This is a genomic window from Paenibacillus sp. Mc5Re-14, from assembly GCF_001049835.1.
GTDB classification, from domain to species: domain Bacteria; phylum Bacillota; class Bacilli; order Paenibacillales; family Paenibacillaceae; genus Paenibacillus; species Paenibacillus polymyxa_C.
Window position 1 is genome coordinate 1,631,819 of the sequence record NZ_CVPD01000001.1, and the last position, 25,916, is coordinate 1,657,734.

The 25,916-nt window shown below is 48.3% G+C and carries 22 protein-coding genes and 1 riboswitch; of the genes, 4 read left to right on the top strand and 18 right to left on the bottom strand.

Translation table 11 applies throughout. The features are described from left to right. Nucleotides 1-37: 37 nt before the first annotated feature. Nucleotides 38-1,354, top strand: a complete 1,317-nt coding sequence (locus BN1546_RS07405; protein WP_017428424.1) for a glutamate-1-semialdehyde 2,1-aminomutase — start codon at nucleotides 38-40, stop codon at nucleotides 1,352-1,354. Nucleotides 1,355-1,561: 207 nt separating this feature from the next. Beyond that, a complete protein-coding gene (locus BN1546_RS07410; protein WP_090736887.1) occupies nucleotides 1,562-2,512 on the top strand; it encodes a DMT family transporter in 951 nt (316 codons plus the stop codon). Between the two features lie 100 nt (nucleotides 2,513-2,612). Here BN1546_RS07410 and BN1546_RS07415 read toward each other — a convergent pair whose 3' ends face one another. From BN1546_RS07415 to BN1546_RS07480, 14 genes are all read right to left on the bottom strand, one after another. After that, the gene (locus BN1546_RS07415; protein ID WP_017428426.1) at nucleotides 2,613-3,014 is read right to left on the bottom strand and encodes a sensory rhodopsin transducer; all 402 of its coding nucleotides are present in this window, start codon (nucleotides 3,012-3,014) and stop codon (nucleotides 2,613-2,615) included. Nucleotides 3,015-3,065: 51 nt separating this feature from the next. Continuing rightward, nucleotides 3,066-4,100 (bottom strand): glycoside hydrolase family 88/105 protein, encoded by a 1,035-nt coding sequence (locus BN1546_RS07420; protein ID WP_090739139.1) that lies wholly within the window; start codon nucleotides 4,098-4,100, stop codon nucleotides 3,066-3,068. Nucleotides 4,101-4,173: 73 nt separating this feature from the next. Further along, nucleotides 4,174-5,286, bottom strand: coding sequence for a rhamnogalacturonan acetylesterase (locus BN1546_RS07425; protein ID WP_090736889.1), 1,113 nt, complete (start codon nucleotides 5,284-5,286; stop codon nucleotides 4,174-4,176). Nucleotides 5,287-5,304: 18 nt separating this feature from the next. Beyond that, on the bottom strand, nucleotides 5,305-6,144 hold the full coding sequence (locus BN1546_RS07430) for a carbohydrate ABC transporter permease (RefSeq protein WP_013369435.1): 840 nt from the start codon (nucleotides 6,142-6,144) through the stop codon (nucleotides 5,305-5,307). A gap of 5 nt (nucleotides 6,145-6,149) precedes the next feature. Then, nucleotides 6,150-7,058: a carbohydrate ABC transporter permease gene (locus BN1546_RS07435; protein WP_058831218.1), complete on the bottom strand. Its 909-nt coding sequence runs from the start codon at nucleotides 7,056-7,058 to the stop codon at nucleotides 6,150-6,152. 189 nt (nucleotides 7,059-7,247) lie between these two features. Continuing rightward, nucleotides 7,248-8,540, bottom strand: coding sequence for an ABC transporter substrate-binding protein (locus BN1546_RS07440; RefSeq protein ID WP_013369433.1), 1,293 nt, complete (start codon nucleotides 8,538-8,540; stop codon nucleotides 7,248-7,250). A gap of 174 nt (nucleotides 8,541-8,714) precedes the next feature. After that, nucleotides 8,715-10,274: a response regulator transcription factor gene (locus BN1546_RS07445; protein ID WP_090736891.1), complete on the bottom strand. Its 1,560-nt coding sequence runs from the start codon at nucleotides 10,272-10,274 to the stop codon at nucleotides 8,715-8,717. After that, nucleotides 10,252-11,982: a sensor histidine kinase gene (locus tag BN1546_RS07450; protein ID WP_255305570.1), complete on the bottom strand. Its 1,731-nt coding sequence runs from the start codon at nucleotides 11,980-11,982 to the stop codon at nucleotides 10,252-10,254. The genes BN1546_RS07445 and BN1546_RS07450 overlap by 23 nt, the downstream gene beginning before the upstream one ends. Before the next feature lie 166 nt (nucleotides 11,983-12,148). Continuing rightward, on the bottom strand, nucleotides 12,149-12,391 hold the full coding sequence (locus BN1546_RS07455) for a hypothetical protein (protein WP_090736893.1): 243 nt from the start codon (nucleotides 12,389-12,391) through the stop codon (nucleotides 12,149-12,151). 36 nt (nucleotides 12,392-12,427) lie between these two features. Beyond that, nucleotides 12,428-13,294: an inositol monophosphatase family protein gene (locus tag BN1546_RS07460; protein ID WP_017428433.1), complete on the bottom strand. Its 867-nt coding sequence runs from the start codon at nucleotides 13,292-13,294 to the stop codon at nucleotides 12,428-12,430. A gap of 173 nt (nucleotides 13,295-13,467) precedes the next feature. Beyond that, on the bottom strand, nucleotides 13,468-14,469 hold the full coding sequence (gene uvsE, locus BN1546_RS07465) for a UV DNA damage repair endonuclease UvsE (protein WP_090736895.1): 1,002 nt from the start codon (nucleotides 14,467-14,469) through the stop codon (nucleotides 13,468-13,470). Between the two features lie 139 nt (nucleotides 14,470-14,608). Continuing rightward, nucleotides 14,609-14,932, bottom strand: a complete 324-nt coding sequence (locus tag BN1546_RS07470) for a hypothetical protein (protein WP_016819326.1) — start codon at nucleotides 14,930-14,932, stop codon at nucleotides 14,609-14,611. A 104-nt stretch (nucleotides 14,933-15,036) separates the two neighbouring features. After that, on the bottom strand, nucleotides 15,037-16,125 hold the full coding sequence (locus BN1546_RS07475) for a D-alanine--D-alanine ligase (RefSeq protein WP_025677475.1): 1,089 nt from the start codon (nucleotides 16,123-16,125) through the stop codon (nucleotides 15,037-15,039). Nucleotides 16,126-16,198: 73 nt separating this feature from the next. Further along, nucleotides 16,199-17,194, bottom strand: coding sequence for an amidase domain-containing protein (locus tag BN1546_RS07480; RefSeq protein ID WP_013369425.1), 996 nt, complete (start codon nucleotides 17,192-17,194; stop codon nucleotides 16,199-16,201). A gap of 424 nt (nucleotides 17,195-17,618) precedes the next feature. On the opposite strand from BN1546_RS07480, the gene acnA reads away from it, so the two are divergent. Then, nucleotides 17,619-20,330 (top strand): aconitate hydratase AcnA, encoded by a 2,712-nt coding sequence (acnA, locus tag BN1546_RS07485; protein ID WP_090736897.1) that lies wholly within the window; start codon nucleotides 17,619-17,621, stop codon nucleotides 20,328-20,330. 65 nt (nucleotides 20,331-20,395) lie between these two features. Here acnA and BN1546_RS07490 read toward each other — a convergent pair whose 3' ends face one another. Next, the gene (locus tag BN1546_RS07490; protein WP_090736899.1) at nucleotides 20,396-20,752 is read right to left on the bottom strand and encodes a DUF1648 domain-containing protein; all 357 of its coding nucleotides are present in this window, start codon (nucleotides 20,750-20,752) and stop codon (nucleotides 20,396-20,398) included. Between the two features lie 278 nt (nucleotides 20,753-21,030). After that, a complete protein-coding gene (locus BN1546_RS07495) occupies nucleotides 21,031-21,867 on the bottom strand; it encodes a YitT family protein (protein ID WP_013369422.1) in 837 nt (278 codons plus the stop codon). Nucleotides 21,868-22,374: 507 nt separating this feature from the next. On the opposite strand from BN1546_RS07495, the gene BN1546_RS27260 reads away from it, so the two are divergent. After that, nucleotides 22,375-22,527: a hypothetical protein gene (locus tag BN1546_RS27260; RefSeq protein ID WP_010348453.1), complete on the top strand. Its 153-nt coding sequence runs from the start codon at nucleotides 22,375-22,377 to the stop codon at nucleotides 22,525-22,527. A 205-nt stretch (nucleotides 22,528-22,732) separates the two neighbouring features. Here the strand turns inward: BN1546_RS27260 and thiC are convergent, their stop codons facing one another. Then, complete coding sequence (thiC, locus tag BN1546_RS07500) at nucleotides 22,733-24,508, bottom strand: phosphomethylpyrimidine synthase ThiC (RefSeq protein ID WP_129550288.1); 1,776 nt, start codon at nucleotides 24,506-24,508, stop codon at nucleotides 22,733-22,735. A 222-nt stretch (nucleotides 24,509-24,730) separates the two neighbouring features. Continuing rightward, a riboswitch (TPP riboswitch) is annotated at nucleotides 24,731-24,842 on the bottom strand. Between the two features lie 116 nt (nucleotides 24,843-24,958). Further along, the gene (locus BN1546_RS07505) at nucleotides 24,959-25,702 is read right to left on the bottom strand and encodes an IclR family transcriptional regulator (RefSeq protein ID WP_025677464.1); all 744 of its coding nucleotides are present in this window, start codon (nucleotides 25,700-25,702) and stop codon (nucleotides 24,959-24,961) included. Nucleotides 25,703-25,916 lie beyond the last annotated feature (214 nt).

Here is a 25,916-nt window from a genome sequence, read left to right on the forward strand (position 1 = left end):
ATACCCTATTTTAATGAACGGAAAGGAAGTTTTGATGATGAAACGGGATAACTCCGAAGCACTATATAAAGAAGCCCTGGAGCATATTGTCGGGGGCGTTAACAGCCCTTCACGCTCCTTTAAAGCTGTAGGCGGCGGCGCTCCAGTATTTATGAAACGCGCCCAAGGTGCTCATTTCTGGGACGAGGATGGCAATAAGTATATCGACTATTTGGCGGCCTACGGCCCTATTATTACCGGACATGCTCACCCCCATATTACCAAGGCCATCAGCGAAGCGGCAGCGAATGGCGTATTGTATGGAACCTCGACGGCCTTGGAAATCAAACTGGCCAAGATGCTAAAAGAGGCCATTCCTTCTATGGATAAAGTTCGGTTTGTGAATTCCGGCACAGAAGCGGTCATGACGACGATTCGTGTGGCACGGGCCTATACTGGGAGGAACAAGATCATCAAATTTGCCGGTTGCTACCACGGTCACTCGGATCTGGTACTTGTAGCCGCAGGCTCCGGCCCTTCCACACTGGGCATACCTGACAGCGCAGGCATTACAACCAACATTGCGAGCGAGGTCATTACTGTGCCATTCAATGACCTTGACGCGTTGCGCCAAGCTTTGGAGCGCTGGAGCGACGATGTTGCGGCAGTCATGGTAGAGCCGATTGTCGGTAATTTCGGCATGGTGATGCCGCAGCCGGGTTATCTGGAAGGGCTGTGCTCGATGGCGCGGGCGAATGGCTCCCTCGTCATTTATGACGAGGTCATTACCGCCTTCCGCTTCCACTACGGCTCAACCCAAACGTATGCAGGTTTGGACAACCATGATGCGATTCAGCCGGATTTGACCGCACTGGGCAAAATCATGGGCGGCGGTCTGCCGATTGGTGCATACGGCGGTAGCAAGCAGATCATGGAGCAGGTTGCCCCACTCGGCCCAGCCTATCAGGCAGGTACAATGGCGGGCAACCCGGCTTCGATCTCGTCAGGCATCGCCTGCCTTGAAGTTCTTCAAGGGGAAGGCGTGTATGAAGAGATGGAACGTCTGGCTGTGAGACTGACGGACGGTATTCAGTCTTCCGCTGATCGTTATGGCGTGCCATTGACGATCAACCGCATTCGTGGAGCGTTCTCGACGCATTTCTGTGATCATCCGATCACGAATTACGCGCAGGCGCAGGATACGGATAGCGAAGCGTTCGCATCCTTCTTCCGCCACATGCTGGATCGCGGTATTCATCTGGCTCCATCCAAGTTCGAAGCCTGGTTCCTCACAACAGCGCATACGGACGAAGATGTGGATGCCACGCTGGAAGCGGCGGACGATTCGTTCCGTGCGATGTCACAAGGTAAATAAGCAGAGCAGTAAGCGATAAAATATGAATAGGATGAGAGCTGGAAGTAATCTTAGGGACGGGTATCCGACCTCTGGGACTGCGTTCTGGCTCTTTTTCATTTCACAACTGTACCCGTACAGTTGCAGATTTTATGAATTGTATCTGATTATGCTATCCGGTTATATTGAGAGAACCACAAGTTGAGATCATGATTACGGGGGTTTATTATGCACAGTCGTTCCGGAAATGGGGTCGCCTATCTGGCAGCTCTCAGCTATGCAGCTATACTTGGCTTTTCATTTTTATTTGTAAAATTGACGGTGACAGAGGCAAGCCCGCTGGATGTGATCGCCCACCGTTTTGCGTTGTCATTAATCGCTTTGACCATTCCAGTACTGCTTGGTTGGATCAAAATCAATATCAAGTTGCGTGATATGCTGCACATTTTACCATTGGCGCTGCTTTCACCTTTACTGTTTTTCCCCTTGCAAGCGTTCGGGCTAATGAGTACTTCTTCATCGGAGGGCGGAATTATTCAAGCTACCGTTCCAATCTTTACGCTTCTGCTAGCCTCCTATTTTCTTAAAGAGCGCACAACAGTGCTTCAAAAGATATCCTTACTGCTATCTGTCTTTGGTGTCGTTTTTATATTTGTGATGAAGAGCGGAGCACCGTTAGCTTCCAATAGCTTTGGCGGTATTTTTCTGCTCGTGCTCTCTGCTATATGCCTATCTGGCTATAACGTGCTGGCTCGTCCATTAACACAAAAGTACAGTCCAATGGAACTGACCTACGTTACCTCCATTTTGGGATGTATCGTTTTTAACTTGGCGGCCTTGGGGTATCATGCCATAGACGGTTCCATGAGCGCTTATACTGCGCCGCTGGTAAAGCCTGATTATTGGATGGCACTGGCCTATCTGGGCATACTATCTACCCTCGTCACCTCGCTGTTATCCAGCTTTGCCTTGAAGTGGATCGAAGCCTCCAAAATGAGTGTGATCGGTAATCTATCCACCCTTATTTCCATGATAGCGGGTGCTTATATTTTGAAGGAACAGCTTGCCTACTATCACATTATTGGTGCTGTGGTGATCATTATCGGTGTGGTGGGCACCAATTTCGGAGGAAGAAAAAGCTTCACGCCGATCAAAACAACTTCGGCTAAATCACAATAATGGGCTAAAAGCAGACAGGTGTTAATTTGCCTTCAAAACAAGAAAACTCCAAGCTGGGTCATTCCAGCCTGGAGTTTTTAACTTCATAGTTTTTTGCGCACTAGACCGGGTACGCCATAACACTCATTAACGCCAGCTCCGGCTGTGTCGTGTCCAGTCTACTATATTGTACAATGATAGGCACATCGCTAGTGACCGTAATTGCGTAAGGAATACCTGGCGGAATCCGTTCGCCGGACTTTTCCAGCGAGGCTGTTCGGATATGGCGGGTTCGTCTTCCTTCCACCACCTCGATCATTCCCTCCAACGGCTCACGGTCTTCAAAATAAATGTCTATGCTCAGCTTTGCCGCACGGTTTCCACAGTTCAGCACACATATACTCTCATGACTGAGCAGCTCTCCCCGGCTTTCCGGTGGAATATATCCATCGGGGATGACCCAGAATAAACTTCCTCGCGGCTGGTTAGCCGCCTTTTCCTGAGACTGTTCAGGTTCTCCCATGCCATTAGCCTCCTTTCACCTATGAATACCTTCACACCTCTAAAGCCTTTTTTACCCGTACGGATTCTCTTTGGTACGCAGCAGTTGAGCCAGAAAAGCAAGCGTCAATCCTTGGCCCCATCCCTGAATGCGTTTGTAGGGTACGTTGCGATAGCCATCTATATCGTTCATTACAGCAGTTCCAGCGGATACGCCAGTCACTGTGCCGTCCTCTTTAATGCGGGAAAGGATGCCGTCGATCGCCTTTTGCGTGTATTTGTTAAACAATCGGCCCTGCATAAGCAAAGCAGTCGCAATCCCTGCCGAGCCGGAGGTTTCCAGATAAGAGGTATCATCATTCAGCACTGTATGCCATAGTCCTTCTGAGGATTGCAGCCGCACTAGTGCATTGAGTTGGTCACGCAGCGAGCCGTCAATGATCATATAGGATGGATGCTGCACCTCCACACATTTCAGCGCCTTGGCCATCGTGAGGGCTGCCCATGAATTGCCGCGCGCCCAGTATATTCCCGACATGCGGCTTTGGTTCGCATGATCCCAGCCGTGATAATACAAATTCGTATCCGGGTCCTGCAAAAATTCTTCATGCCCGTGATATTGCCGGATTCCATCCTCCCAATATGTCTTGTTGCCCAGCAAATGCCCGATCCGCAGCAGATAATAACCGGCCATAAACATCGTATCCACCCATGCTTGCTGCGGAAATACATCATGTAGTGAATTCACGGTGTGCTGGAAAATGCCATCGGCAAACCGCTCAGCTTTTTTCGTCAAAAATTCTGCCATCTCGATGGCGATATCCAGGTATTTTTGCTCACCTGTAGCCTGATGTAGTGCCAACAAACAATGTCCAATAGAAACGCCGTTTACCGACAGAGGCGGAAGTCCATCCTCGATATTCTCGTCAACCCATTCTTTCAGCTTGGTCAAATACTTTTCATTGCCTGTTGATTCATAGGCCTCGCATACTCCATAAAAGGCTACTCCACCCGGCCAATCCCAGCTATAGTGCATTTGAAACGTGCGTTCCACTACACGGCCAATCACCTGTTTAATCTGTTCCTCATCAAAACTCAATGCGGGCATTGCTACGTCTCCTCCTTTGGTAAGCTTCACGTTAGTTGCCCTCCTTGCCACCTGTTCCAAAAAAGGTCATCCGTCAACGTAAGTACATGCGCAGCGGTTGCAAATCCAGTTCCTTCACAGCCGCCGTCACCATATTTGCAATCCGGATCGCACCATTCTCATGAAAATGCGTATTATCCTCCAGGCCGCCGGAAAAGTTCATGTATTCCCCAGGCAGCAGCCACATAAAAAGCTCCTTGCTTTCTTCAGGGCCCAGCTCTTCATATAACTCCTGCGTGCGGGCAGACAAATCAATGAGCGGCACGTTCGCTTCTTCCGCCAACTCGCGAACCGCCGTTATATAGTCGCCATGTGTATCGGACAGCGTACCATCCTCGTTAAAATAGCGACGATGTACAGGCGTAATCAGCAACGGGGTTCCGCCCTTGCTTCTCGCTCCGTCGGTATATAGGCGCAAATGCTCCTTGTAGGTCGTAAAAGGCTCCGTGGCCCGCTTCGGATCAGGCTTCTGATCATTATGACCGAACTGGATGAACAGGAAGTCTCCTGTCTTCATTTCTCCCAAAATAGCGTCCAGACGTCCCTCGTCCACGAAGCTTTTGGAGCTTCGTCCCGATACAGCGTGATTATCCACGCAGACATCATGCTTGAACAGGGCTGGCAAAGCCTGACCCCAGCCTGTATAAGGATAGCCGGACAGCCCTTGATCCGTAACCGTAGAGTCTCCGGCTAGGAATAGCCGAAGACTCTGCAGTGCGGGTGCAATTTCCAGAGCATTGAGCCGTGGCGCAGTGCCAGATACGGTGAGGCGCAGTCTGCCGCCTCGGACAGGCACCGTAAACATCGCTTCCGTGAACTGGCCCGGCAGCGTGTGTACCGGGGGCAGCATATGCTTGCCTTCGCCAGCCTGGAATCGCGTGAGCGTTTCCGCCAGTGGATCGCCGACCAGTATAGTGACGAGATACAGCCCGTCTGGCACATCTGCAATAAACGAAGCGTTCAGTGGAATACAAAAGCTGTTTCGCAGCCGTGTGCGTGCATCCTTGGCTGGCTTCTGCCTTTGTCGCCCGTACACATGCTCTGTAGTCTCGAAGCCATAGCCCTGTTCAGCTGTATATATGCAATCCGGGGACACTGCCTTGTAGCCATCCGCAGGCTCTCCCGGACCAAAGTCAAACTTCCACATTTTACTCACTCCTCGGTCTTAACCCTTCAGGCCACTCGTGCTCATTCCTTCTACGATTTGTTTTTGGAAGGCGAAGAATACAGCGATAACAGGTAGCAGGCTTAAGATAGACATCGCGAACATTCCTCCCCAGTTGGAGGCTGACTCGCTATCGAGGAACATTTTGAGTGCAATCGATACGGTATATTTCTCTGGAGAGTTCAGATACAATACCGGACCTAACAGATCCTCCCACTTCCAGTAGAATGAGAAGATGGCCGCCGTTGCCAGCGAGGATTTGAGCAAGGGTAAAATAATTCGAAAATACAATCGGAACTTGCCGCATCCATCAATCGTCGCCGCTTCATCCAACTCTGCTGGAATCGTGCGTATAAACTGCACCATCAGAAAGATGAAGAACGGCATCCCGAAAAAGGATGGTACTACCAACGGTAAGATTGTATTGATCCATCCAAGCTTGGTGAAAATGATATATTGCGGTACCAGCACTACATCCCCTGGCAGCATCAGCGTCACCATCATCAGAGCAAACCACAAGTTACGCCCTTTGAATTTCAAGCGTGCGAAGCCAAATGCGATCAATGAGGAGGAAAGCACAGCGCCAATCGTTGAAATCACTACGATCGTGAGCGAATTTAGAATATATGTGCCGAAGTTATAACCAGTTGTGCCTTTCCAGCCTGTTACATAGTTTTGCCAAATCCATTCTGTAGGGAAAAGTGAGGAGGCTGTGACGAATATCGTCCGACTTTCTTTAAATGAGCTGAACAGCATCCAAAACACGGGATACAGCATTAGGAGCGCCAGTGCAGCAACCAGAATGTGATAAATTGGCCATTTGAACGTTTTCCATGCCATTGGTATCAGCGCCCCTTTTCCGTTTCATAAAATACCCAAAATTTGGATGTTATAAATAAAATCGCAGTCAGTATCGCAATCATAATAAGCATGACCCAAGCCATAGCCGCCGCATATCCCATATTGCTGAACATAAACGCCTGCCGGAACAGATACAGTGAATGCAGCATCGTTCCATCCATTGGGCCGCCCTCACCCTTGGAGATAACATAGGCCGGGACGAAGGTCATAAAAGCACTGATTGTCTGCATTATCAAGTTAAATAAAATAATCGGACTCAGCAGTGGCAGCGTAATACTGAAAAATTTCCGTACTGGCGTAGCACCATCTACACTGGATGCCTCGTACATTTCATGCGGAATGTTTTTCAGTCCTGCCAGAAAAATAAGCATGGATGAACCAAATTGCCATACAGACAAGGTGATTAGCATCATTAGCGAAGCATTCGGATCACCAAACCATTTCACCGGGGTTGCCCCCAAGGCCGAAAGCAAGCTGTTAACAATGCCCTCATTACTGAAAATATTGCGCCACATGATGGATACTGCAACGCTCCCCCCGATAATAGAAGGCAGATAGTACATCGTCCGATAGGTGCCCACCATGCGTGACTTGGTATTCAAAATCATCGCCACAAACAACGCGAAAATCAGTCGCAACGGTACACCGACCAGTACATACGTAAACGTGACTCGGATCGAATTCCAGTATTTCGGATCGCCTGTGAACATTTTTTCGAAGTTACCCAGACCAATCCATTTGGGCGGGGTGAACAGATTGTAGCTGGTAAAGGATAGATACAGCGAAATAAACATTGGAATTAATGTAAATGCCAGAAAGCCCACAATAAACGGGCTGATAAACGCATATCCGGTCATATTGGCTTTCAAGCTCTGATGATTTCGCAAGCTCATCAAGCCTCCCTTCTGTTGCATTTTAAAAATCAGCAAATTTAAATGTATCTATTAATCGTTGTTATATGAATTTTATTGTGATATTTACAAAGGTTGCCTCTGCGATGGGTTCGTCGGATCAACCGTGCGCAATCATGCTTGGCCCTACGCACGGTTAACCTAACGAAACGTTCCTTCAACCCTGCATTATTACTGCTTGTTATTCGCAAGGATGGTATTCGCATCAGCCCGGAATTTGACCGCTGCGTCTTCAGGCGTCATCTGTCCGAAATTGACTTGCTCAATATAATCGGTCAGAGTCGCAATCACTTCTGGCGATCCAACCGGCGGCGGCGGGCTCATTGGAGAAGCCTTAGGCTCCATGGAAGCCACAAATTCAAACACCTGCTTCGTTGCCTCGCTCAACTCCGGCGCTACAGCTTCTTTGATTTTGGCAGAAATCGGTACGCCGCGTTCGCCTTTAATCAATTTATTCGCTTCTACATCGTTCATCCAGAAATCAATAAATTTAGCGGCCTCATCCTTCACCTGTGAACGGGAAGCCACTGCCCAGTACATTGTAGGCTGCATATACACGCCTTTTTCCATATTCGGTCCAAACATCGGAGCAAGCGCCATTGGGCGATTAACGACCTGTTGTAAGCCCACATATTGATTGGACCACTGCCAAATGCCGATGCCTGTTCCTTTAACGATATCCGATTCCTCAAGAATTCCCTTGGTTTGGTTCATGACTTCAGGAGTCGGTGTCGCCCCCTTTTTAATTAGCTCAGCTAAACCGCCGAAGAAATCAACAAACAGCTTATCGTCGTCATACCCCAATCCTGTTCCTTCCGTATTGTAGAGAGACTTTCCATGTGTCCGCAAATAGTAGTGGAAGAAAATATCCGCAGCCATTGAGCTGTCAAAGTAAACTTTATTAGAGGCTGCCTTCAAAGCCAGCTCTTTGTATTGATCCCATGTCCAGTCGTCAGGAATTTTGTCTATGCCCGCTTTTTTGAGCAATGCCGGATCATATTGGAAGCCCAACACATTGACACCTGTTGGAATACCATATTGCTTTCCGGCAATGATCCCGGTTTTGAGTACATTTTCGTTCACATCAGCGACTTGGATTTTCTGATTCAAGTAAGGCGCCATATCCTCCAGTTGGCCGTTCTTCGCATATTGGCTAATATACGAAATGTCCATCTGTACGATATCCGGCAGTTGGTTTGCTGCCGCCTGCGGGGCGAGCTTCTTCCAGTAGTCATCAAAAGAGGCATATTCCACATCAATCGTCACATTCGGATTTTTTTGCTTATACAAATCGATAACCTTCTGCGTATATTCGTGGCGCGTATCCGATCCCCACCAAGCGATCCGCAACTTTACTTTCCCGTCTGCACTTGTGCCCGAATTGCCTCCACCGTCTGCTCCACTACATGCCGTCGTCAAAACGAGCAGCATCGCTATGATCAGAAACCATCCCTTTTTGCCCACCTATCTCTCCCCTTTTCGCTGTTCTAGAAAGGAGCCTTATTACAAGTAACAATGTACTTACGCAAATTTAATAGCGTTTACATTTGCTCCTGTAGTTATTTTCCCAAATGCAGAGAAACATTGGAATACACAAATCCGATTTCAAAGGTTCAAAAAACAGAGGGACTCAGCAGCTCATCCCCGTTCGTATGATTTAATGTACTCGGACGGTGTCATACCTGCCCATTTTTTGAACACCTGGCTAAAATATTGCGCATTCCCGCCGAAGCCGAACCATTCGGCCAGCTCAAACACCTTTACGTCTCCCGTCTTCCGAATATGCTCAGCCGCACGTTCGATCCGGTAACGATTGACGTAGTGCGAAAAGTTTTCGCCCGTCACTTTTTTGAAAATTTTCCCTAAGTAGTCGGAATTCATATAGAGCATTTGCCCCGCCACTCCGTTCAGTGAAAGATCGGATTTTCTATAATTTTGCTCAATAATAGTGATCATTTTATCCACCGTGGAAGATTGGCGGTATACGTTGCTTTTATAATAAATTGCGGTCATTCGTTCGGCAGCTTCCTGTACAAAAGATTTGAGACATGCCAGTGTTTTTTGCTCTGCCAGCACGACCATTCGGCTCGTGAACGCCGCACGCTCTTCTTCAGGACATATACGGATCATGGCCGCATAGAGCTGTAGCACATAGGAACGGGTTACGGAGATTTCCAGCTTCATACGGGACAGGATGCCGAACAGCCGATCCACTTCCTGTGCAACTTCCTCCCTATTTCCAGCCTTGATCAGCAGACCGAACTTCTCCTCGTCCAGCTCCAAATCTGCCATCTCCCGGGTGTCCTCAGCCGCCAAATCCTCCTTCGTAATGAGACTCCCCTCTCCGGTGTAAAAGCGGTGATTCATACAATGCAAAGTCTCCCGGTACATCCCCCGCGAATGCTGCATGCTATCCGACTCGCTAACTGCGACGGTCACCTCCAGCTTATAAAAGCGGTAAAATGTCGTACGTACCGCTTCAATCTGTTTCATAAATCGAGATGTGTCATCCTCACTCTCCAGCACAATTAGCAGCTGCCCTTGCATAGTCGTACTGAGCAAGACATGATCCATTAAATCCCCTGCTATATTTTGCAAAGCAAACAAATGCTCCGGCTCGTGGGACTCCTCCACCCGCAGCAGCAGCATTCGAACCTGCTTATCTTGCAACTCCAGACCGAACAAACGCTCATAAAAAGCGATATCACGGCTGCCGTAAGTTTTATAGGAAATAAACTCCTTCAAAAAATGCTCCTTCACATGCGGCAGCATACGCTGAAAATCAAGCTTCATCCGGTTCACAAACTGCTTGCGTTCTTCCTGTTCCTCTCGCTCCTGTCCCAACTCTGTCAGAGCGTCATGAATTTGCCGCTCGTTGCAGGGCTTCAACAAGTAGTGCTTCACCCCGTATTGCATAGCCCGACAGGCATAGTCAAAATCTTTGTAACCTGACAACAGAATAAACCGAACGTCTGGAAAATGCTCCGTCGTTTTGGCAACGAGTCCGATACCGTCCAGTCCTGGCATAGAAATATCGCTGATCACAAAATCAGGCGGACTCGCCTGGATCTGATCGTATGCCTCAATTCCATTACGCGCCGTACCTACCAGCCTTGTTCCTGCCTTGCCCCAATCGACCACCTGTGATATGCCTTCCAAAATCATACGCTCATCATCAACCAGTAGCACCTTGTACACGACCCTGATCCCCTTTCACATATGGAATACAGACATGAATTGACGTTCCTGCTCCTGACTCGCTATGCAGCTCTATCCCCCAAGGTGTACCAAATGTCAGGCTAATCCGTTCTTGAATATTCGCAAGTCCAATCCCCCGCCCACGGGTGGTGATCTGTCCGCTCCGCAGCTTTTCCAAGAAATCCGGGGTCATTCCAGGTCCGTCATCTTCAACCCGCAGGAACAGCGCCCCTTCGCTTTCTCTGACCACAATCGTGATCCGACACGGTTCAATACGCGGCTCCAGCGCATAATGGATTGCATTCTCCACCAAGGGCTGAAGTGTTAGCTTCGGAATTTGCGCGTCCATCAATTCTTCCGGGACATCGAGATGGAAAACGAGACGTTCATCAAAACGTGTTTTTTGGATCGTTACGTAGCTTCTCACGATATCCAGCTCTTTTTGAAGCGGAATCAGCTGTTCTTCAAAACTGACCGCGCTGCGTAATAAAAAAGCAAGGGCTTCCACCATTTCTGAAATCCGATCCTGTTTATTGGCCTTGGCGAGCCAGTTCACAGACTCTAATGTATTGTATAAAAAATGTGGATTTATCTGTGCCTGAAGCGCCTTTAGCTCTGTTTCCCGCAGCAGTAGCTGCTTGGCAACATTCTCATTAATAAGCTCACGGATACGGCGGATCATCTTCTTATACGTCCGATGTAGTAAGCCTACCTCATCCTGTGTGGAAAGGGGGACCGCTCCAAGCGCTTCCTCTTCCAGACGGTCGAGATCGCCTTTTTCTATTTTACGCATGTTCTGGATCAACTGAACGATCGGTTGCGTAATGCTGCCCGACAGCCTAGCTCCTAGCGCCAATGCAATAAGGAGCATAATGACAAAAATAGCGCTTACAATTTCTTTGATTATCGTAATACTGCGAAACATATCATCAAAGGGAGTCATATGTAAATACGTCCAGCCCGTATAAGAGGATTTGATTTGAGCAGCAAAAAAGGTCCCGCCTGTATAGGTCGCGATCCCGTAAGGCTGCTTCCGTCCAAGCTCTGCCTGAATATCGCTCTCACTCAAAAGCGGTGTTTCGGGATAGATCATCCGTCTTCCGTCTGTAATCATTAACTGTCCGTCACGGCCGGAGGTCTGCACACGATCCGCTACAATCCGGTCAATTCGCACACGAATCGCAAGCGTTCCAAACCCGTTCAGCGTAAAATTGGAATCGGTAAAAGATTTGAATTGCCGTGCTGCCAGCAAGGAGGAATGGCCTGCCGCATACCATGCATGGGAGCCGTCATATTCGTCTGCCAACTCCGACAGGGTGGATCGAAGCTCTTGGGGGATACCTTCGCGGTTGCCCGCACTCATCACCTGTCCCTCTTTGTCGATTACCATCATAGAATAGACATAGGTTTCAGAGCCGGCAAAGGCAATAAGCCTATTCGTTATTTTTTTGCGCAGTACCATTTTGACATAAGGTGACGTTTCCTTTTCCAACTGGAGCAAATAACGCTGAAGCTGCTCGTCCGTTATTACCTTAAAAGTAACCTTTTCAACATCCTTCAGTTCATTTTCAATGCCAATTGAAGAAATATTGAGTACCTCGGATGTCTTTTTGTACATTTGATTATCATAAATATGAAATACGTATTTAAGTATGACTGCAACAACCGCAAAATTAACCAGCATGAGTACCGTAATCAGCAGTACCATCTTATGATGGATTCCAGCATTTTTGTAAGCGCTCTTAAAATAGGTAATCAGTACATGTCGCCTCCTTCGCTCATCCTGCACGGTCCAGCTCAAAATGGAGAAAACTCTATATATTATACAAAATACCCCATGCCTTGGTCATTCGGCAAGAGGTATTTGGGTTTGCTTAGCGTTGATCGTTTGCTTTCGATTTGTCCGCCTTGCTCATATATTCGTCATATCGGTCATCAAGTTCACGTGCCATACTCCGGTATTTTCGCGTCTCTTCGACAATAGGGTCCATTTGATTCTGAACCCGCACCTCATATTTGGGGCTGAGTCGTTCCCGTTTTTTGGCCTCATTCTCACGAATTTCGCCTTCCGTCAGCAGTTCACTGAGCTGGCGTTCCAATTCTTCGGATTGGCTCATCGCGATTTCCTCCTTCAGGATGATGGTTACGTAGTATTATAACCCGGTTGCGTCCGCTTCTTTCAGCACTTGAATAAGTTGAGAATGAATAGCTGTATTCGTAGCTACAACATGCCGTACACTCAGGTCATAAGGTTGGCCTAATGTGTTCGTAATGGTGCCTCCTGATTCCTGTACCAACAAAGCACCCGCGGCCACATCCCAGGCATTCAAACCGATTTCGCAATAAGCGGACAAACGTCCCGACGCCACATAAGCCAAATGCAAGGCTGCCGAGCCGAGCGCCCGAATGCCCCGTACTTGAGGTGTAAGAACCTGCGTAATTTTCATATTCAACGGTTGTGCATACGTACGATCCGGCGGGAAGCCGATGCACACCAGACTATCTCCCAGCGTTTCTTCTTTCGATGCTTGCATACGATTTCCGTGGACGTATGCGCCTTTTCCCTTTTCCGCTACAAACATTTCATCGCGGGACGGATCATAAATTACACCGACAATTACCTCTCCACGATGAGCCAAGGCAATAGACACACTGTAGTACGGCAGACTGTGCACGAAATTGGTAGTGCCGTCTACCGGATCAATGATCCATAAATATTCCTCTTCACGGGCAGCCTCTAATGCTCGGGCTGAAGCTTCAGCTCCCGGCTCTACCCCTTCTTCACCCAAAATGGCATGATCGGGAAAATGGGTGAGGATGAGTCTGCGAATCATCTGTTCTGCACCTTTATCTACCTCGGTTACTAGATCGGTCGAAGATTGCTTGGTATTCAATTGTTCAACAGTGCCCAGTCTGCTCTTAATCCATTCCCCGGCTTTGGATGCCGCATTAATAGCCACGGCCGTATAGCTTTTTCCTGATACGATATAGGGAACCTTTTCGTTTTCATGTTCGTTCAACGTGTTCACTCTACTTTCTATATCATTGTTACGTGGTTTACGAATCTGCCCTGCAGACAGTCTCTTAACCATCTCTGTTTCAGTACAAGTTTGCTAGTTTACACATTCTAGTATACACAATAAGCTTCATAAAGTTTCTCCATATGGAAGCTTTATCCGCAAAATACTACTTTTTAAGGCGTAATTTCTATGGAAGCCCCATCCAACACTTTGACCCCGTTATCTTCCTGAAGACGCAGTTCATTCATTAATCTGAACAATGCTTCATCCTTAAGTTTGGCTTCAAGCATGACATCAATCCGATCCGTATATCCAGCAATATTACGCAGAAAGGTCAGCAACGGCTCCACCAGAACACCGTCTGCATGACCACGAGGGTCTTTTTCACTTTTGGGACTGGAGGCATGAATTTTGGGCGGCAATGGATGATCAGTAGAAGATCCGGCTTGAGCCAATTCCCCTTTCCAGGTATCCAATATATCCGGCCATAGCTCCCACGGCTTTTCCCCCTCGTTATTGACCCATTGATGATGAATATCGAGAACCATCGGCAAGCCCGTTATTTTGCAAGCTTCCAGTGTTTCCACCGCATTGAACGTTTTATCATCATTTTCCAATGTTAACCGTTGTCTTAATGAAAGATCCAGGGCATTCACTTGCTCTACAAAACGCTGACCTGAGGTCACCTTATCTCCGTAGGCACCACCAATATGAATGTTGTTCTTGGCTTCGGCACCAAGTCCCATGGCCTCCAGCATCGCCACGTGGTACTTCAGATCATTAATGGAGCTCTGCAACACTTCAGGACGGGGAGTGCTGAGCACTGTAAAATGATCGGGGTGAAACGATACCCTCATCTTATTCGCCTTGACATAGTCCCCCACCTCTGCAAAATCAGCGGCAAGCGCCTCAAACGGGTCCCAGTCCCACAGATCCTGATGGGTCGCAAGCGGAATCAGCTTGGATGAGAAACGATAGACCTGAATATCACTCGCACGATTATGACGCAGTAGCCTCAATGTATTATGGAGATTTTCGGCTGCAATCCGTTCTAGCTTGCGGATCGCCGCTTCTCGGTCTCCGATCTTGTTAAAGCTGGCCATGGTCATAGTTTTAGAAGGGGATGCATTTTGCACGGTGACTGACATGGCAACATATCCGAACCTTACGATCATAGATGTCCTTCCTTTCAGCAGTTTACAGTAGATGGCAAGGCCGCCTTCATTCTGTGACCTAAACCCCTTTTCTACTGATCATACCCGGAAAAGCACCTGCTGATTCGGTGTATTGCACAAAACTGTAAGAAACAAACAGCTAGGATTGCTGCTGTGCTCCAAAAAACATTTCATCCGCCAATGCGGTCTGAATTCTTGATTCCTCTTCATTCAGCTTACGAATGAGAGTCATTTCTACCTCGGTCACTTCGTCACCTTGGAAATTGATTTCGGCGATACAGCCCACAATCTGAACGATGGCTACTGCCACGTTGTCCACGCTGTATGCGATGACCTTCTGTCCTGTCGGAAAAACGCGCAGTCCGGATTTAACCATTTTGCCACGTCCATATTCCAGCAGTTCATAAAGTTCTTGTTCGCTCTTGAATTTGCACACCGAGTTAAATTCAGTTTGAAAGCCCATGTCTAGCCGCCACCTTTCATATTTAAGGGTTTGGTAAAATGCTCAAGTACATCAATATATATGAACAAAAAGGAGAGTGATCAGCTCCCCTTCATTTTTTTCGTTTATGAGTTCTCATAGTGCAGTGCCGACCGGCGCTCATAACGCTCCAGTGCAAGAGCAATCATGCGATCCAGTAGACTTACATAGGATACGCCGGTTTCTCTCCACAACAATGGATACATGCTGAACGGTGTAAAGCCAGGCATCGTATTCACTTCATTAATAAGGATATGTCCATCTGAGCGTCTGACGAAGAAATCTGCACGGGAAATCCCGCAACCTTCCAGAGCGCGGAAAGCTTGCAATGCGGATTCACGGATACGATCTGCCACTTCCTCGTCCAGTGGTGCCGGAATGAGCATTTCCGATTGACCATCGGTATATTTGGCAGCATAGTCGTAGTAATCACTCGACGACACAATTTCACCCGGTACCGAGGCAATCGGCTCATCATTACCAAGTACGCTGACCTCAATCTCACGGGCATCGACGTACTCTTCCACGATCACCTTCAGATCAAATTGCAAAGCCAGATCTACAGCCTTTTCCAGTTCTTCTCGGTTACTCGCTTTGGAAATACCGACACTTGATCCCAGATTGGCTGGTTTGACAAAGCAAGGATAACCTAGCTCAGTTTCAATGTTACGCACCAAGTCATGACCGGTTTGTGCCCACTGTGTACTATTAAAATAGCAGTATTTCACTTGCGGCAATCCTGCATGCTCAAACAGCTTCTTCATGACGCCTTTATCCATACCTGCTGCCGAAGCCAGCACTCCTGCCCCGACATAGGGCATATCCGCCATTTCGAACAGACCCTGAATCGTTCCGTCCTCGCCAAAGGTGCCATGCAGCAGCGGAAACAGTACATCCAGTGTCTGCTCTCCATACAGCTTGCCGAACAACGTATCTAATGCCGCCTTGGTGCCGCCCTCAGCATGCTCCAGCTTCAATTGCTCTACAGTAGTCAGAGGCGCATTTAACAGCGTCCCTCTACGCCAATCGCCAGCCTTCGTAATATAAAAAGGAATAATCTCGTATTTCTCATAGTTAAAAGCGTTCATTACCGCATACGCCGTTTGCAGCGATACCTCATGTTCGCCCGATTTACCACCGTACACCAGCCCTACGGTCAATTTTTGATTTGCCATGCCTATCCTCCGCTTTCTTGCTTTCGTCATTGTGCCTGATTTGCTTCACTGTACCTGTTATCCATCATCTCATTTAAAAATAGTCGGCGATGTGATAAAAGCGATATACCGTATTGTCCGTCCACGCATACGAATTTTTATAGTCCCAATAACGATGTCTGGAGCTTACCGTATGTGCATTGACTAGCGGCATGCCGCCAGCATCAAAGGCCGTTACCACCGTGCTGTGCTGGAAAGTTCCGTCACCATCCCAATCATAAAAAATGACGTCCCCCAGCATGAGCTGCTCCGGTCGACTCACCTGCTCTGCGGTCAACCCCCAGGAACTGGAACCCAAATACCGTTCCAGACTGTTGGAAACCGCCCAGCTATAACTCCACAGCTCACGTCCGGCGACCCGTCCTTTATACCACCAGCCCGATTCTCTTTTACCAGTATAGTGGATCGGTGCACCACCTGCAAAGAGGCACTGCGAGATATAGTTGGTGCAATCCACATCAAAAGCCTCAAACTCCGGGTTAAAACTATCCCACCACTGATCTGCATAGGCCGCTGCTTCTTCACGGCGATATCGACTGGGGCGTGCTGATGAACCGAAGCCCAGCACACCACGATTTAGCAGCGGCAGACTTCCTCCCTGATTAAACGACGCTTGTTCGAAAGGAACCTCTCCTCCCGCTGGCTTTCTTTCTGCCGGATCACGCTCAATCCTCGTCACCTGCCAGGCTTCACCCTCGCGTGTAAACGTTAGGCGCTCCCGTTCAATCCGATCCTCCCGGTGAGTCATCCCGCCCTTCTCATAAAAGAGCCGCACATGCAGTTGTACATCGACCACTGCCTCATCTGGGGTATCCTGCACTATTCGTATCGGCTTGGCTCGTGTCTCGCTGCGTAGGGGTACAGCGTCCCGTTCGCTGTACCACTGCTCCAACCTGGCCGCACGTGCTGCCCGCTCCATTCGCTGGCCCACCTCCAGGTACTCATCCGGCTGTGGTACACCATTTACCTCACTGCGATTGTACTGATTCACGTAAGCAAAAAGGGCCTGTTTCCATTCCCGCTCCCCCATCCCTATCCCTCCATTTTTCGTCTTGCTATCCTTATTTGGGGATAACCTCGCCGATATATAACTTCCTTTCTTTCCTCTCTGGTCTGATATGCTCTCTATCTATAAGTATGAATCTCTAAAGCTTGGTATGAACATCGAAAAACGCGGGGGAACGGAACGTTTTATTTTCCAGTCTGACACGCATAATTTAGGTCAAAAAAACTTTACGGAACCGTCTGAAAACGGTATACTTAATCCAAAAGCAATCATTTTGAAATCATGTTTCATCTAATGAAACGAATTACATTCATCTCAACCTCTTAACTTACGATGAACCGCTGAAGATGAAATTGAGAACGCAACCAATTAAAACCAAATTGTGCAAGACGTCGAAAAAAGACATCCCTATTTTCCCGCAAGCATCCACTTCAAGGAGGTAATACTTATGTCAGGAAAAGATCAATTCTCCATTGCCCGTAGCTTGGAAGTTAACGGGAAGCCTTATCGCTACTATAGTCTTAAGGCACTGGAGGAACAAGGAAAAAGCGGTGTTGCCAAGCTGCCTTTCTCCATTAAAGTGTTGCTGGAAGCTGCGGTTCGCCAGTTTGACGGACGCGCCATTACTGAGGAACATGTGCAGCAACTGACAGGCTGGGCTGAGGATCGTGACACCAACAAGGAAATCCCGTTCATTCCTGCACGTATCGTGCTTCAGGATTTTACAGGCGTCCCGGTGGTTGTCGATTTGGCGGCCATGCGTGATACGGTGAAAAAAGCGGGCGGCGATCCGAAACAAATCAACCCGCTCGTTCCCGTCGATCTCGTAATCGACCACTCGGTTATGGTTGATGCTTTCGGTACCAGTGACGCGCTGGACTACAATATTAATGTAGAGTTTGAACGCAACGAAGAACGGTATCGTTTTCTGCGCTGGGCGCAAACGGCATTCAATAACTTCCGTGCGGTGCCGCCGTCCACTGGTATCGTTCATCAGGTTAATCTAGAGTATCTCGCCTCCGTAGCCGCGACCAAAACCATCGACGGCGAAACCGTGGTCTTCCCAGATTCCCTCGTGGGAACGGACTCCCATACGACGATGATTAACGGGCTGGGTGTTGTGGGCTGGGGTGTCGGCGGGATTGAGGCAGAGGCCGGTATGCTGGGGCAGCCGTTGTATTTTGTCACTCCCGATGTGATCGGCTTCAAACTGACAGGCAGTCTGTCAGAAGGTGCTACCGCTACGGACCTGGCGCTAACAGTTACGCAAATGCTGCGTAAAAAAGGCGTGGTCGGGAAATTCGTAGAATTTTACGGCCCAGGTCTGGCCAACATCAGCTTGGCTGACCGTGCGACTGTGGCCAACATGGCACCGGAATACGGCGCAACGATCGGCTTTTTCCCAGTTGATGCCGAAACGCTGGCTTACCTGCGCAGCACCGGACGTACCGATGAGCAAGTCAGCCTCGTAGAGGAATATTACAAAGCTCAAGGCATGTTCCGCACAGCCGATACCCCAGACCCTGTGTTCAGCGATACGATTGAGCTGGATCTGGCTTCGGTTGTACCGAGTCTCGCCGGACCCAAACGTCCGCAGGACCGTGTTGAGCTCAGCCGCATGAAAGAAACCTTCGAAGGCATTATCCGTACCCCGGTAGACAAAGGCGGCTATGGACTGAGCGATGAAAAGATTGCACAGAAGGTTCCACTGACCCATCCGGACGGCTCCACCAGTGAACTGGGTACTGGCTCAGTCGTGATTGCAGCGATTACAAGCTGCACGAACACCTCCAACCCAAGCGTTATGCTAGGCGCGGGCTTGCTCGCCAAAAAGGCAGTACAACGCGGGCTCAAAAAGCCAGGCTATGTTAAAACAAGCTTGACACCAGGTTCCCTTGTTGTAACGGAATACCTGCAAAAAGCCGGGCTGATCGAACCACTCGAAGCCCTCGGCTTCCATGTTGCAGGCTACGGCTGCGCGACCTGTATCGGTAACTCCGGTCCACTTCCTGACGAAGTGAGCCAGGCCATTACAGACCATGATCTGACCGTCGGCGCAGTCATTTCCGGTAACCGGAACTTTGAAGGACGTGTGCATGCGCAGGTCAAAGCCAACTATCTTGGTTCGCCGCCACTGGTTGTCGCTTACGCGCTGGCAGGTACGGTGAACATTGATTTGACGAATGACCCGCTTGGTTATGATCAGGACAATCAGCCTGTCTACCTGAAAGATATCTGGCCTTCTTCCGAAGAAATCAAAGAAGCGATCAGCCTGTCTCTCAGCCCGGATATGTTCCGCCGCAAATACGAAAATGTATTTACAGCCAACGAAAAATGGAATTCCATTCCGGTTCCTGAAGGCGAATTGTATGAGTGGGATGAAAACTCAACTTATATTCAAAATCCGCCGTTCTTTGAAGGACTTCAAGATGGTGTGCAGGATATCATGGAAATCCGTAATGCCCGTGTACTTGCCCTGCTGAATGATTCGGTCACGACTGACCACATCTCGCCAGCAGGCAACATCGCCCCTTCCAGCCCGGCAGGACTGTACTTGAAGGAGCATGGTGTTGAACGCAAGGACTTCAACTCCTACGGCTCTCGTCGCGGTAACCATGAAGTCATGATGCGCGGTACATTCGCCAACATCCGAATCCGCAATAATGTAGCTCCAGGCACCGAGGGCGGTGTGACCAAGTACTTGCCAACAGATGAGGAAATGTCCATCTATGATGCGTCCATGAAATATCAGGCAGCCGATCAGAACCTGATCGTCATTGCCGGCAAGGAATACGGCACAGGCAGCTCCCGTGACTGGGCGGCCAAAGGTACACTGTTGTTAGGTGTTAAAGCCGTCATTGCTGAAAGCTTCGAGCGGATTCACCGCAGTAACCTGGTCGGCATGGGTGTACTGCCGCTGCAATTCCAGGAAGGCTATGGCTGGTCCAGCTTGGGTCTCAATGGTCGCGAAACCTTCGACATCCTCGGCATTGACAATGACGTGAAACCAGGTCAAGAACTTACGGTTGTAGCCAAACGCGAAGATGGCACCAAGTTCGAATTCCCAGTCACTGCCCGTCTGGACAGCACCGTCGATATCGACTACTACCACAACGGTGGTATTTTGCAAACCGTATTGCGTCAAATGATTCAAGCGTAATGATCGATTGAATCATGAAAATCCCCTCCCAAATGCGGTGTAAACTGCAACTGAGAGGGGATTTTTTACATGCTCGAAGCATTCAGGAGAAAACATATTCCAAGGATTGAGAACACTAGGGTTATAAGAAGCGTGAAGAGACCAGGCAGGCTTTTCATGATTGTAGAACTTTCTTCGCTCTTGAACTGACGTCTGAGAAAAGGCTGGAGAAAAAGCATAATTACAAAAGCTATGAAGCTAAGTGCACACAACAACCATACTTCAGGGGAGGATTTGTCAACAAAACGATCAGCCACATCATTGAAATTGTAGTGGATTGCTACATTTCTCGGCATTGTCGGATAGATAAACAAGTAGATACTGAAGGGCACAATAGAAAGAAGAATGGAAAATAAATTTAAAATATTTAATCTACTTCGCATGAAAATCCTCCTTATTAGAGCTAAACAATTTATATGATACACAGATCAGCAGTCTATATTTTTACTTCCCTGGCTTAGTAAGAGAGAAATAATAAAACTAATCATCGTGGAAAAAAAAGAGGCGAGTACCATATACACATTAACTTCTTGTCCTAATCCTACTTCAAACCAACTAAGCGGTTAGTAAAGGACATTCCCACTGCTAAATGAAAAAAAGCCGACCCACTCAGGACCGGCTTCCAACCATGTTCTCTTATTCTCTTACCTTCGCTTGCCAATTACTTCGAAATATCCAAAAAGCCCTCTCCGAACACATCCCGTACATCATGAATGGTAATAAACGCTGCTGTATCGATAGCTTTCACAATCTTTTTAAGCGCGGACACCTCTTGTTTACTAATGACGATATATAGGACTTCTTTTGGATTTTTGGTGTAATATCCGTGTCCTGACAGGACGGTAACTCCACGGTCCATTTGCGTAATGACCATCTCGGCAATTTTATCTTGGTGCTCCGAAATGATCATGACCGCTTTTTTCGGGTTCAGTCCTTCAATCATGAAGTCCATCACCTTCGTACCAACGTACAAAATAACGATAGTCAGCATCAATTTTTCCGGACCAATAATAAAATAGGAAGAGAATGCAACAATCAGATCAAAAAACAACAAGGCATAGCTGATATTCCAATCCAGATATTTGTTAGCGATCCGGGCTAAAATGACGGTTCCTGCCGTTGTACCACCGACCCGTACAATTAAGCCAATTCCAACCCCTACCAAAACTCCGGCAAATACAGCATTAATCGTCGGCTCATGCGAATCAATCCGCCAGTTGACCGTTAAATGCAAAAACAATGAGTTAAATGCGACCGCAATTATAGTGTACAAGGTCGTTCTCTTGTCCAAAAATTTATATCCAACAATCAGCAGCAAGCCATTAATCACCAGATTGACGATCGAGGGAGACCACTGAAACAGGTAGTACAAGATGATCGTGACCCCTGTAACGCCCCCCTCGCCAAACTCATTCGGGATCACATACAGATTAACAGCCAGCGCGAAAAAAAACGCACCCAGAATAATAAATACGATATCTGCAATACTTTTTTTCATATATGCTCTAATCCTCTCTCTAACATTTCAACGGATGAATTGCCAGATGGATTGGCTGACTCTTCTTGCCAAAATACGCTGACAACCAGTTCATGGTATCTACTACCCAACATAAAGTCAATACAACTTTGACACTTTAATTCGCCACCAGACTGCCTTAGTCCAAGCTTAGAATTCCGCAAAATTCTGCTAATACAAGGTTATTCGACAAAAAAACACAATCCCGACTACTAAACTAAGAAAACGGGCCTCTAGCCCTTGTTTAGGCCCTAGGCACATTTTCCCCTAAAATGACCATCCTCCTAATACACATTTTGGACACATACGACCATTTTCCTGTTTTATGGCAAAAGCGTTTTACTTTGGATAAATGCGGGTATAATGATTGAAACCTTACCAAGCAACCTACATGGCATTACGACATCAAGTACATATAAATAGTCCTATACAGTTGTCCTAAGCAACTCAATCTGAATTTGACAATATGGAATTGGAGGAATGACCCACATGAATACAATGAACTTAACTGTCCACACCCTGATGCCCTTTCACCACCAATACCAACGTGCCAACGCGGTGAGTATGCAGAAGAAAGAAGATAGCTCGGAGAAGAAGCTCAGCTTTCAGGACATTTTGAATGAAAAAATGGGTAAAAAATAAAGCTCCGTTAATCCAGTGCATATCTCGCTTTACATAAGCTGAAAAGCCGTAGTTTTCTACATCGACTGTAGAGAACCACGGCTTTTTGCTATCTCACGCGTTTCTAAACCTAAACTCATACATTCATGGAAATAAACCTCTGACGAGCTTAACTGTACTATTTGTTGAGGCTTCCCAGTTGATTGACTTTCGTATCGCTACCGATTTATCGCTCGCCATCCCGATACTGCTCTGCCTTCTCACGCATCCCGGCGACGACGGCTTCCTCGGTATTCAGTTTCTTATCTGCCGCATAGGCACGAATGTCCTGTGTGATACGCATACTGCAAAACTTAGGACCGCACATCGAGCAAAAGTGTGCTTCCTTGGCCCCCTCTGCCGGTAGTGTTTCATCATGGTAGGACAAGGCCCGCTCAGGGTCAAGCGAAAGATTGAACTGATCGTGCCAGCGGAATTCAAAACGCGCCTTGGACAAAGCATCGTCCCGCTGCTGTGCACGTGGATGGCCCTTCGCCAGATCGGCAGCATGTGCGGCAATTTTGTAGGTAATAACTCCCTCGCGGACATCATCCTTGTTCGGCAGACCCAAGTGCTCCTTCGGCGTAACATAGCACAGCATGGACGTCCCGAACCAACCGATCATGGCCGCCCCGATAGCTGAGGTAATATGATCATATCCTGGTGCGATATCCGTCGTCAGCGGTCCTAAAGTATAAAAGGGAGCCTCCTTACAAATTTCCATTTGTAAATCCACATTCTCCTTGATTTTGTGCATAGGGACATGTCCCGGCCCTTCAATCATGACCTGGACATCATGCTTCCATGCGATTTGCGTTAGCTCGCCCAACGTCTTCAGCTCTGCAAATTGTGCTTCATCATTCGCATCATAGATACTACCCGGACGCAGACCATCCCCGAGAGAAAAGGCCACATCGTAGGTTTTCATAATTTCACAGATTTCTTCAAAATGCGTATACAAAAAGTTCTCCTGATGGTGCGCAAGGCACCAAGCTGCCATAATCGACCCGCCCCGGGATACAATTCCCGTCATTCTATTCGCCGTCATCGGTATATATCGCAGCAATACTCCCGCATGAATTGTAAAATAGTCCACTCCTTGCTCCGCCTGCTCAATCAGTGTGTCTCGATACAGCTCCCACGTCAGCTTCTCTGCTTCGCCGTTCACCTTTTCCAGTGCCTGATATAGCGGCACCGTCCCAATCGGTACGGGTGAATTCCTAATAATCCATTCACGCGTTGTGTGGATATTACGACCTGTGGACAGGTCCATGACGGTGTCTGAGCCCCAGCGTACCGCCCAGGTCATCTTCTCCACTTCCTCCTCGATGGAGGACGTAACCGCGGAATTTCCAATGTTTGCATTGATCTTCACGTGAAAATGGCGCCCTATGACCATGGGCTCGCTTTCCGGGTGATTGATATTTGAAGGTAAAATGGCTCGTCCAGCCGCCAACTCCTGCCGCACAAACTCGGGCTCCACTCCTTCACGGATCGCCGCAAATTCCATTTCAGGCGTAATGATCCCTTGCCGCGCATAATGCATTTGCGTCACAGTGCGCCCTTGTGAAGCCCGAAGCGGACGGTTAGTCACGCCGGGAAATTCCACTGTTTCCCGTTTGGAGCCGGGTTTCAGTCCATTATCCTCCGGCTTGACGGCGCGGCCCGCGTAAGCCTCCACATCCCCCCGTTCCAGTGCCCAAGCTCGCCGTAATGGTGGCAAGCCCTGACGAATATCTACCTGATAGGCTTCATCTGTCATCGGACCGCTGGTATCGTACACACGCAGTGGCTCATGATACTCTATCCCCTGCGGCGTATGTGTGGGATGCAGCGCGATTTCACGCTCTGGCACGGCAATGTCCGGCCGAGAACCTTGAATATACACCTTGCGGCTCCCCGGGAAAGAATTAACCCTACTGGATTGCTCCGCACTTGTCTTCTCTACTGCTGTTGATTTCATTCCTGTTTCTTTTGTTCCTTCGGTTTCCATCGATTTCATGATCCATTCCTCCCGTATCGTTGAAATGACACACCGATCCGGAACCATTCCGAGGGTGGCGCTGATCTATGCAAAAAAGCCGGTTCCCTAGGGAACCGGCTAATCAAACGAGGCAGCTATCCAGACAGCACGCACATGGAATAAAACCCTATGCGTCACCGCAGACAGCAGCTGCGTATACATTTCAATGGCCGATTACTTCCCTACGCTGGTATGATCCAGATCAGGTGCAAAGGGTCCGGAATCTTGCCCGATTCCATCTCAGCCTGCATTACAGGCTCCCCCAGTAACTGTGATACTTTCTATTCACATGAATTGGCGGCTATAACAGACATCCGCCATCTCTATCAGACTACTTTAAATTTATAGCTTTGGCAACCCTTGTATGATTTCCTTTTGTATTGATTACTGTTACGGGAGCATAAGCCCCATTTCCTTAGCTGCTTCGATCAAAACCGGAGCAAAATCATGCAGCGTCTCAGGCGCAAGTCGACTGACCGGGCCGGATACAGATAAAGCCGCCGCGACCTGCCCCTTTCGGTTCACAATAGGCGCGGCCACAGCCGCAGCTCCTGGCTCACGTTCTTCATAGCTAGTCGCATACCCCTTCTCGCGAATGTCCTGCAGCTGGGCTTTATATACCTCAGTATCTACTGAGGGAGGCCATTCTTCACTGCTTAGCAGTACCTCCAGCTCCTGTGGCGGCATAAAGGCCGCCAGCACCTTGCTGGAGGCTCCCACAGCCAGCGGCATACGCGCTCCCACGGGAGCAACCCTGCGGATCGCCTGATTGCTCTGCACGGCTTGTATGCGAATACGCATGCTTCCATCCCGCAGGTACAAGCTGACCGTCTCCCCTAAGCGATCACGCAGTCCTTCCATTGCAGGCTGTAACAACACCGCCGGCTCATCGCTTTGGGACAGATGCGTCGACAGCTCCCATATGCGAAAACCAAGCCGATATTTTTCCGTTTCGGCATTCCGAACGACAAATCCCCGATCCTCTAGCGTAGTCAAAAGACGATGAACAGTGCTTTTATGTAGACCAATTTGGGAGGCAATCTCCGTTAGACCAAGATCAGATTCTGCGGTAAAACACAGCAGTATATCAAGTGCACGCTCTACAGCGCGGACGGTTAATTTACGGTCTTCCATCGTGAACCGCTCCTCTTGTATCCATATTCGTTTCACACTATGAAACATGGTTACATAAATTATATAGAATAGTCGCGGCTACTGTAAACCGATGTTTTTGTGACAACCATATTACAGAACAAGAACAAACATCGACAATTCTTTGCATCATTTTTACTTTTCCGGTTCAGACGTTGACTTTGGATAATACCCATCATACGATAATAGGTATCTA

What these genes read in the sequence shown, in the direction of transcription:
- BN1546_RS07405 (WP_017428424.1), top strand. Translation starts at nt 38, where the DNA reads ATGAAACGGGATAACTCCGAAGCACTATATAAAGAAGCCCTGGAGCAT.
- BN1546_RS07410 (WP_090736887.1), top strand. Translation starts at nt 1,562, where the DNA reads ATGCACAGTCGTTCCGGAAATGGGGTCGCCTATCTGGCAGCTCTCAGC.
- BN1546_RS07415 (WP_017428426.1), bottom strand. Translation starts at nt 3,014, where the DNA reads ATGGGAGAACCTGAACAGTCTCAGGAAAAGGCGGCTAACCAGCCGCGA.
- BN1546_RS07420 (WP_090739139.1), bottom strand. Translation starts at nt 4,100, where the DNA reads ATGCCCGCATTGAGTTTTGATGAGGAACAGATTAAACAGGTGATTGGC.
- BN1546_RS07425 (WP_090736889.1), bottom strand. Translation starts at nt 5,286, where the DNA reads ATGTGGAAGTTTGACTTTGGTCCGGGAGAGCCTGCGGATGGCTACAAG.
- BN1546_RS07430 (WP_013369435.1), bottom strand. Translation starts at nt 6,144, where the DNA reads ATGGCATGGAAAACGTTCAAATGGCCAATTTATCACATTCTGGTTGCT.
- BN1546_RS07435 (WP_058831218.1), bottom strand. Translation starts at nt 7,058, where the DNA reads ATGAGCTTGCGAAATCATCAGAGCTTGAAAGCCAATATGACCGGATAT.
- BN1546_RS07450 (WP_255305570.1), bottom strand. Translation starts at nt 11,982, where the DNA reads ATGGTACTGCTGATTACGGTACTCATGCTGGTTAATTTTGCGGTTGTT.
- BN1546_RS07455 (WP_090736893.1), bottom strand. Translation starts at nt 12,391, where the DNA reads ATGAGCCAATCCGAAGAATTGGAACGCCAGCTCAGTGAACTGCTGACG.
- uvsE (WP_090736895.1), bottom strand. Translation starts at nt 14,469, where the DNA reads ATGATCGTAAGGTTCGGATATGTTGCCATGTCAGTCACCGTGCAAAAT.
- BN1546_RS07470 (WP_016819326.1), bottom strand. Translation starts at nt 14,932, where the DNA reads ATGGGCTTTCAAACTGAATTTAACTCGGTGTGCAAATTCAAGAGCGAA.
- BN1546_RS07475 (WP_025677475.1), bottom strand. Translation starts at nt 16,125, where the DNA reads ATGGCAAATCAAAAATTGACCGTAGGGCTGGTGTACGGTGGTAAATCG.
- BN1546_RS07480 (WP_013369425.1), bottom strand. Translation starts at nt 17,194, where the DNA reads ATGGGGGAGCGGGAATGGAAACAGGCCCTTTTTGCTTACGTGAATCAG.
- acnA (WP_090736897.1), top strand. Translation starts at nt 17,619, where the DNA reads ATGTCAGGAAAAGATCAATTCTCCATTGCCCGTAGCTTGGAAGTTAAC.
- BN1546_RS07490 (WP_090736899.1), bottom strand. Translation starts at nt 20,752, where the DNA reads ATGCGAAGTAGATTAAATATTTTAAATTTATTTTCCATTCTTCTTTCT.
- BN1546_RS07495 (WP_013369422.1), bottom strand. Translation starts at nt 21,867, where the DNA reads ATGAAAAAAAGTATTGCAGATATCGTATTTATTATTCTGGGTGCGTTT.
- BN1546_RS27260 (WP_010348453.1), top strand. Translation starts at nt 22,375, where the DNA reads ATGAATACAATGAACTTAACTGTCCACACCCTGATGCCCTTTCACCAC.
- thiC (WP_129550288.1), bottom strand. Translation starts at nt 24,508, where the DNA reads ATGAAATCAACAGCAGTAGAGAAGACAAGTGCGGAGCAATCCAGTAGG.
- BN1546_RS07505 (WP_025677464.1), bottom strand. Translation starts at nt 25,702, where the DNA reads ATGGAAGACCGTAAATTAACCGTCCGCGCTGTAGAGCGTGCACTTGAT.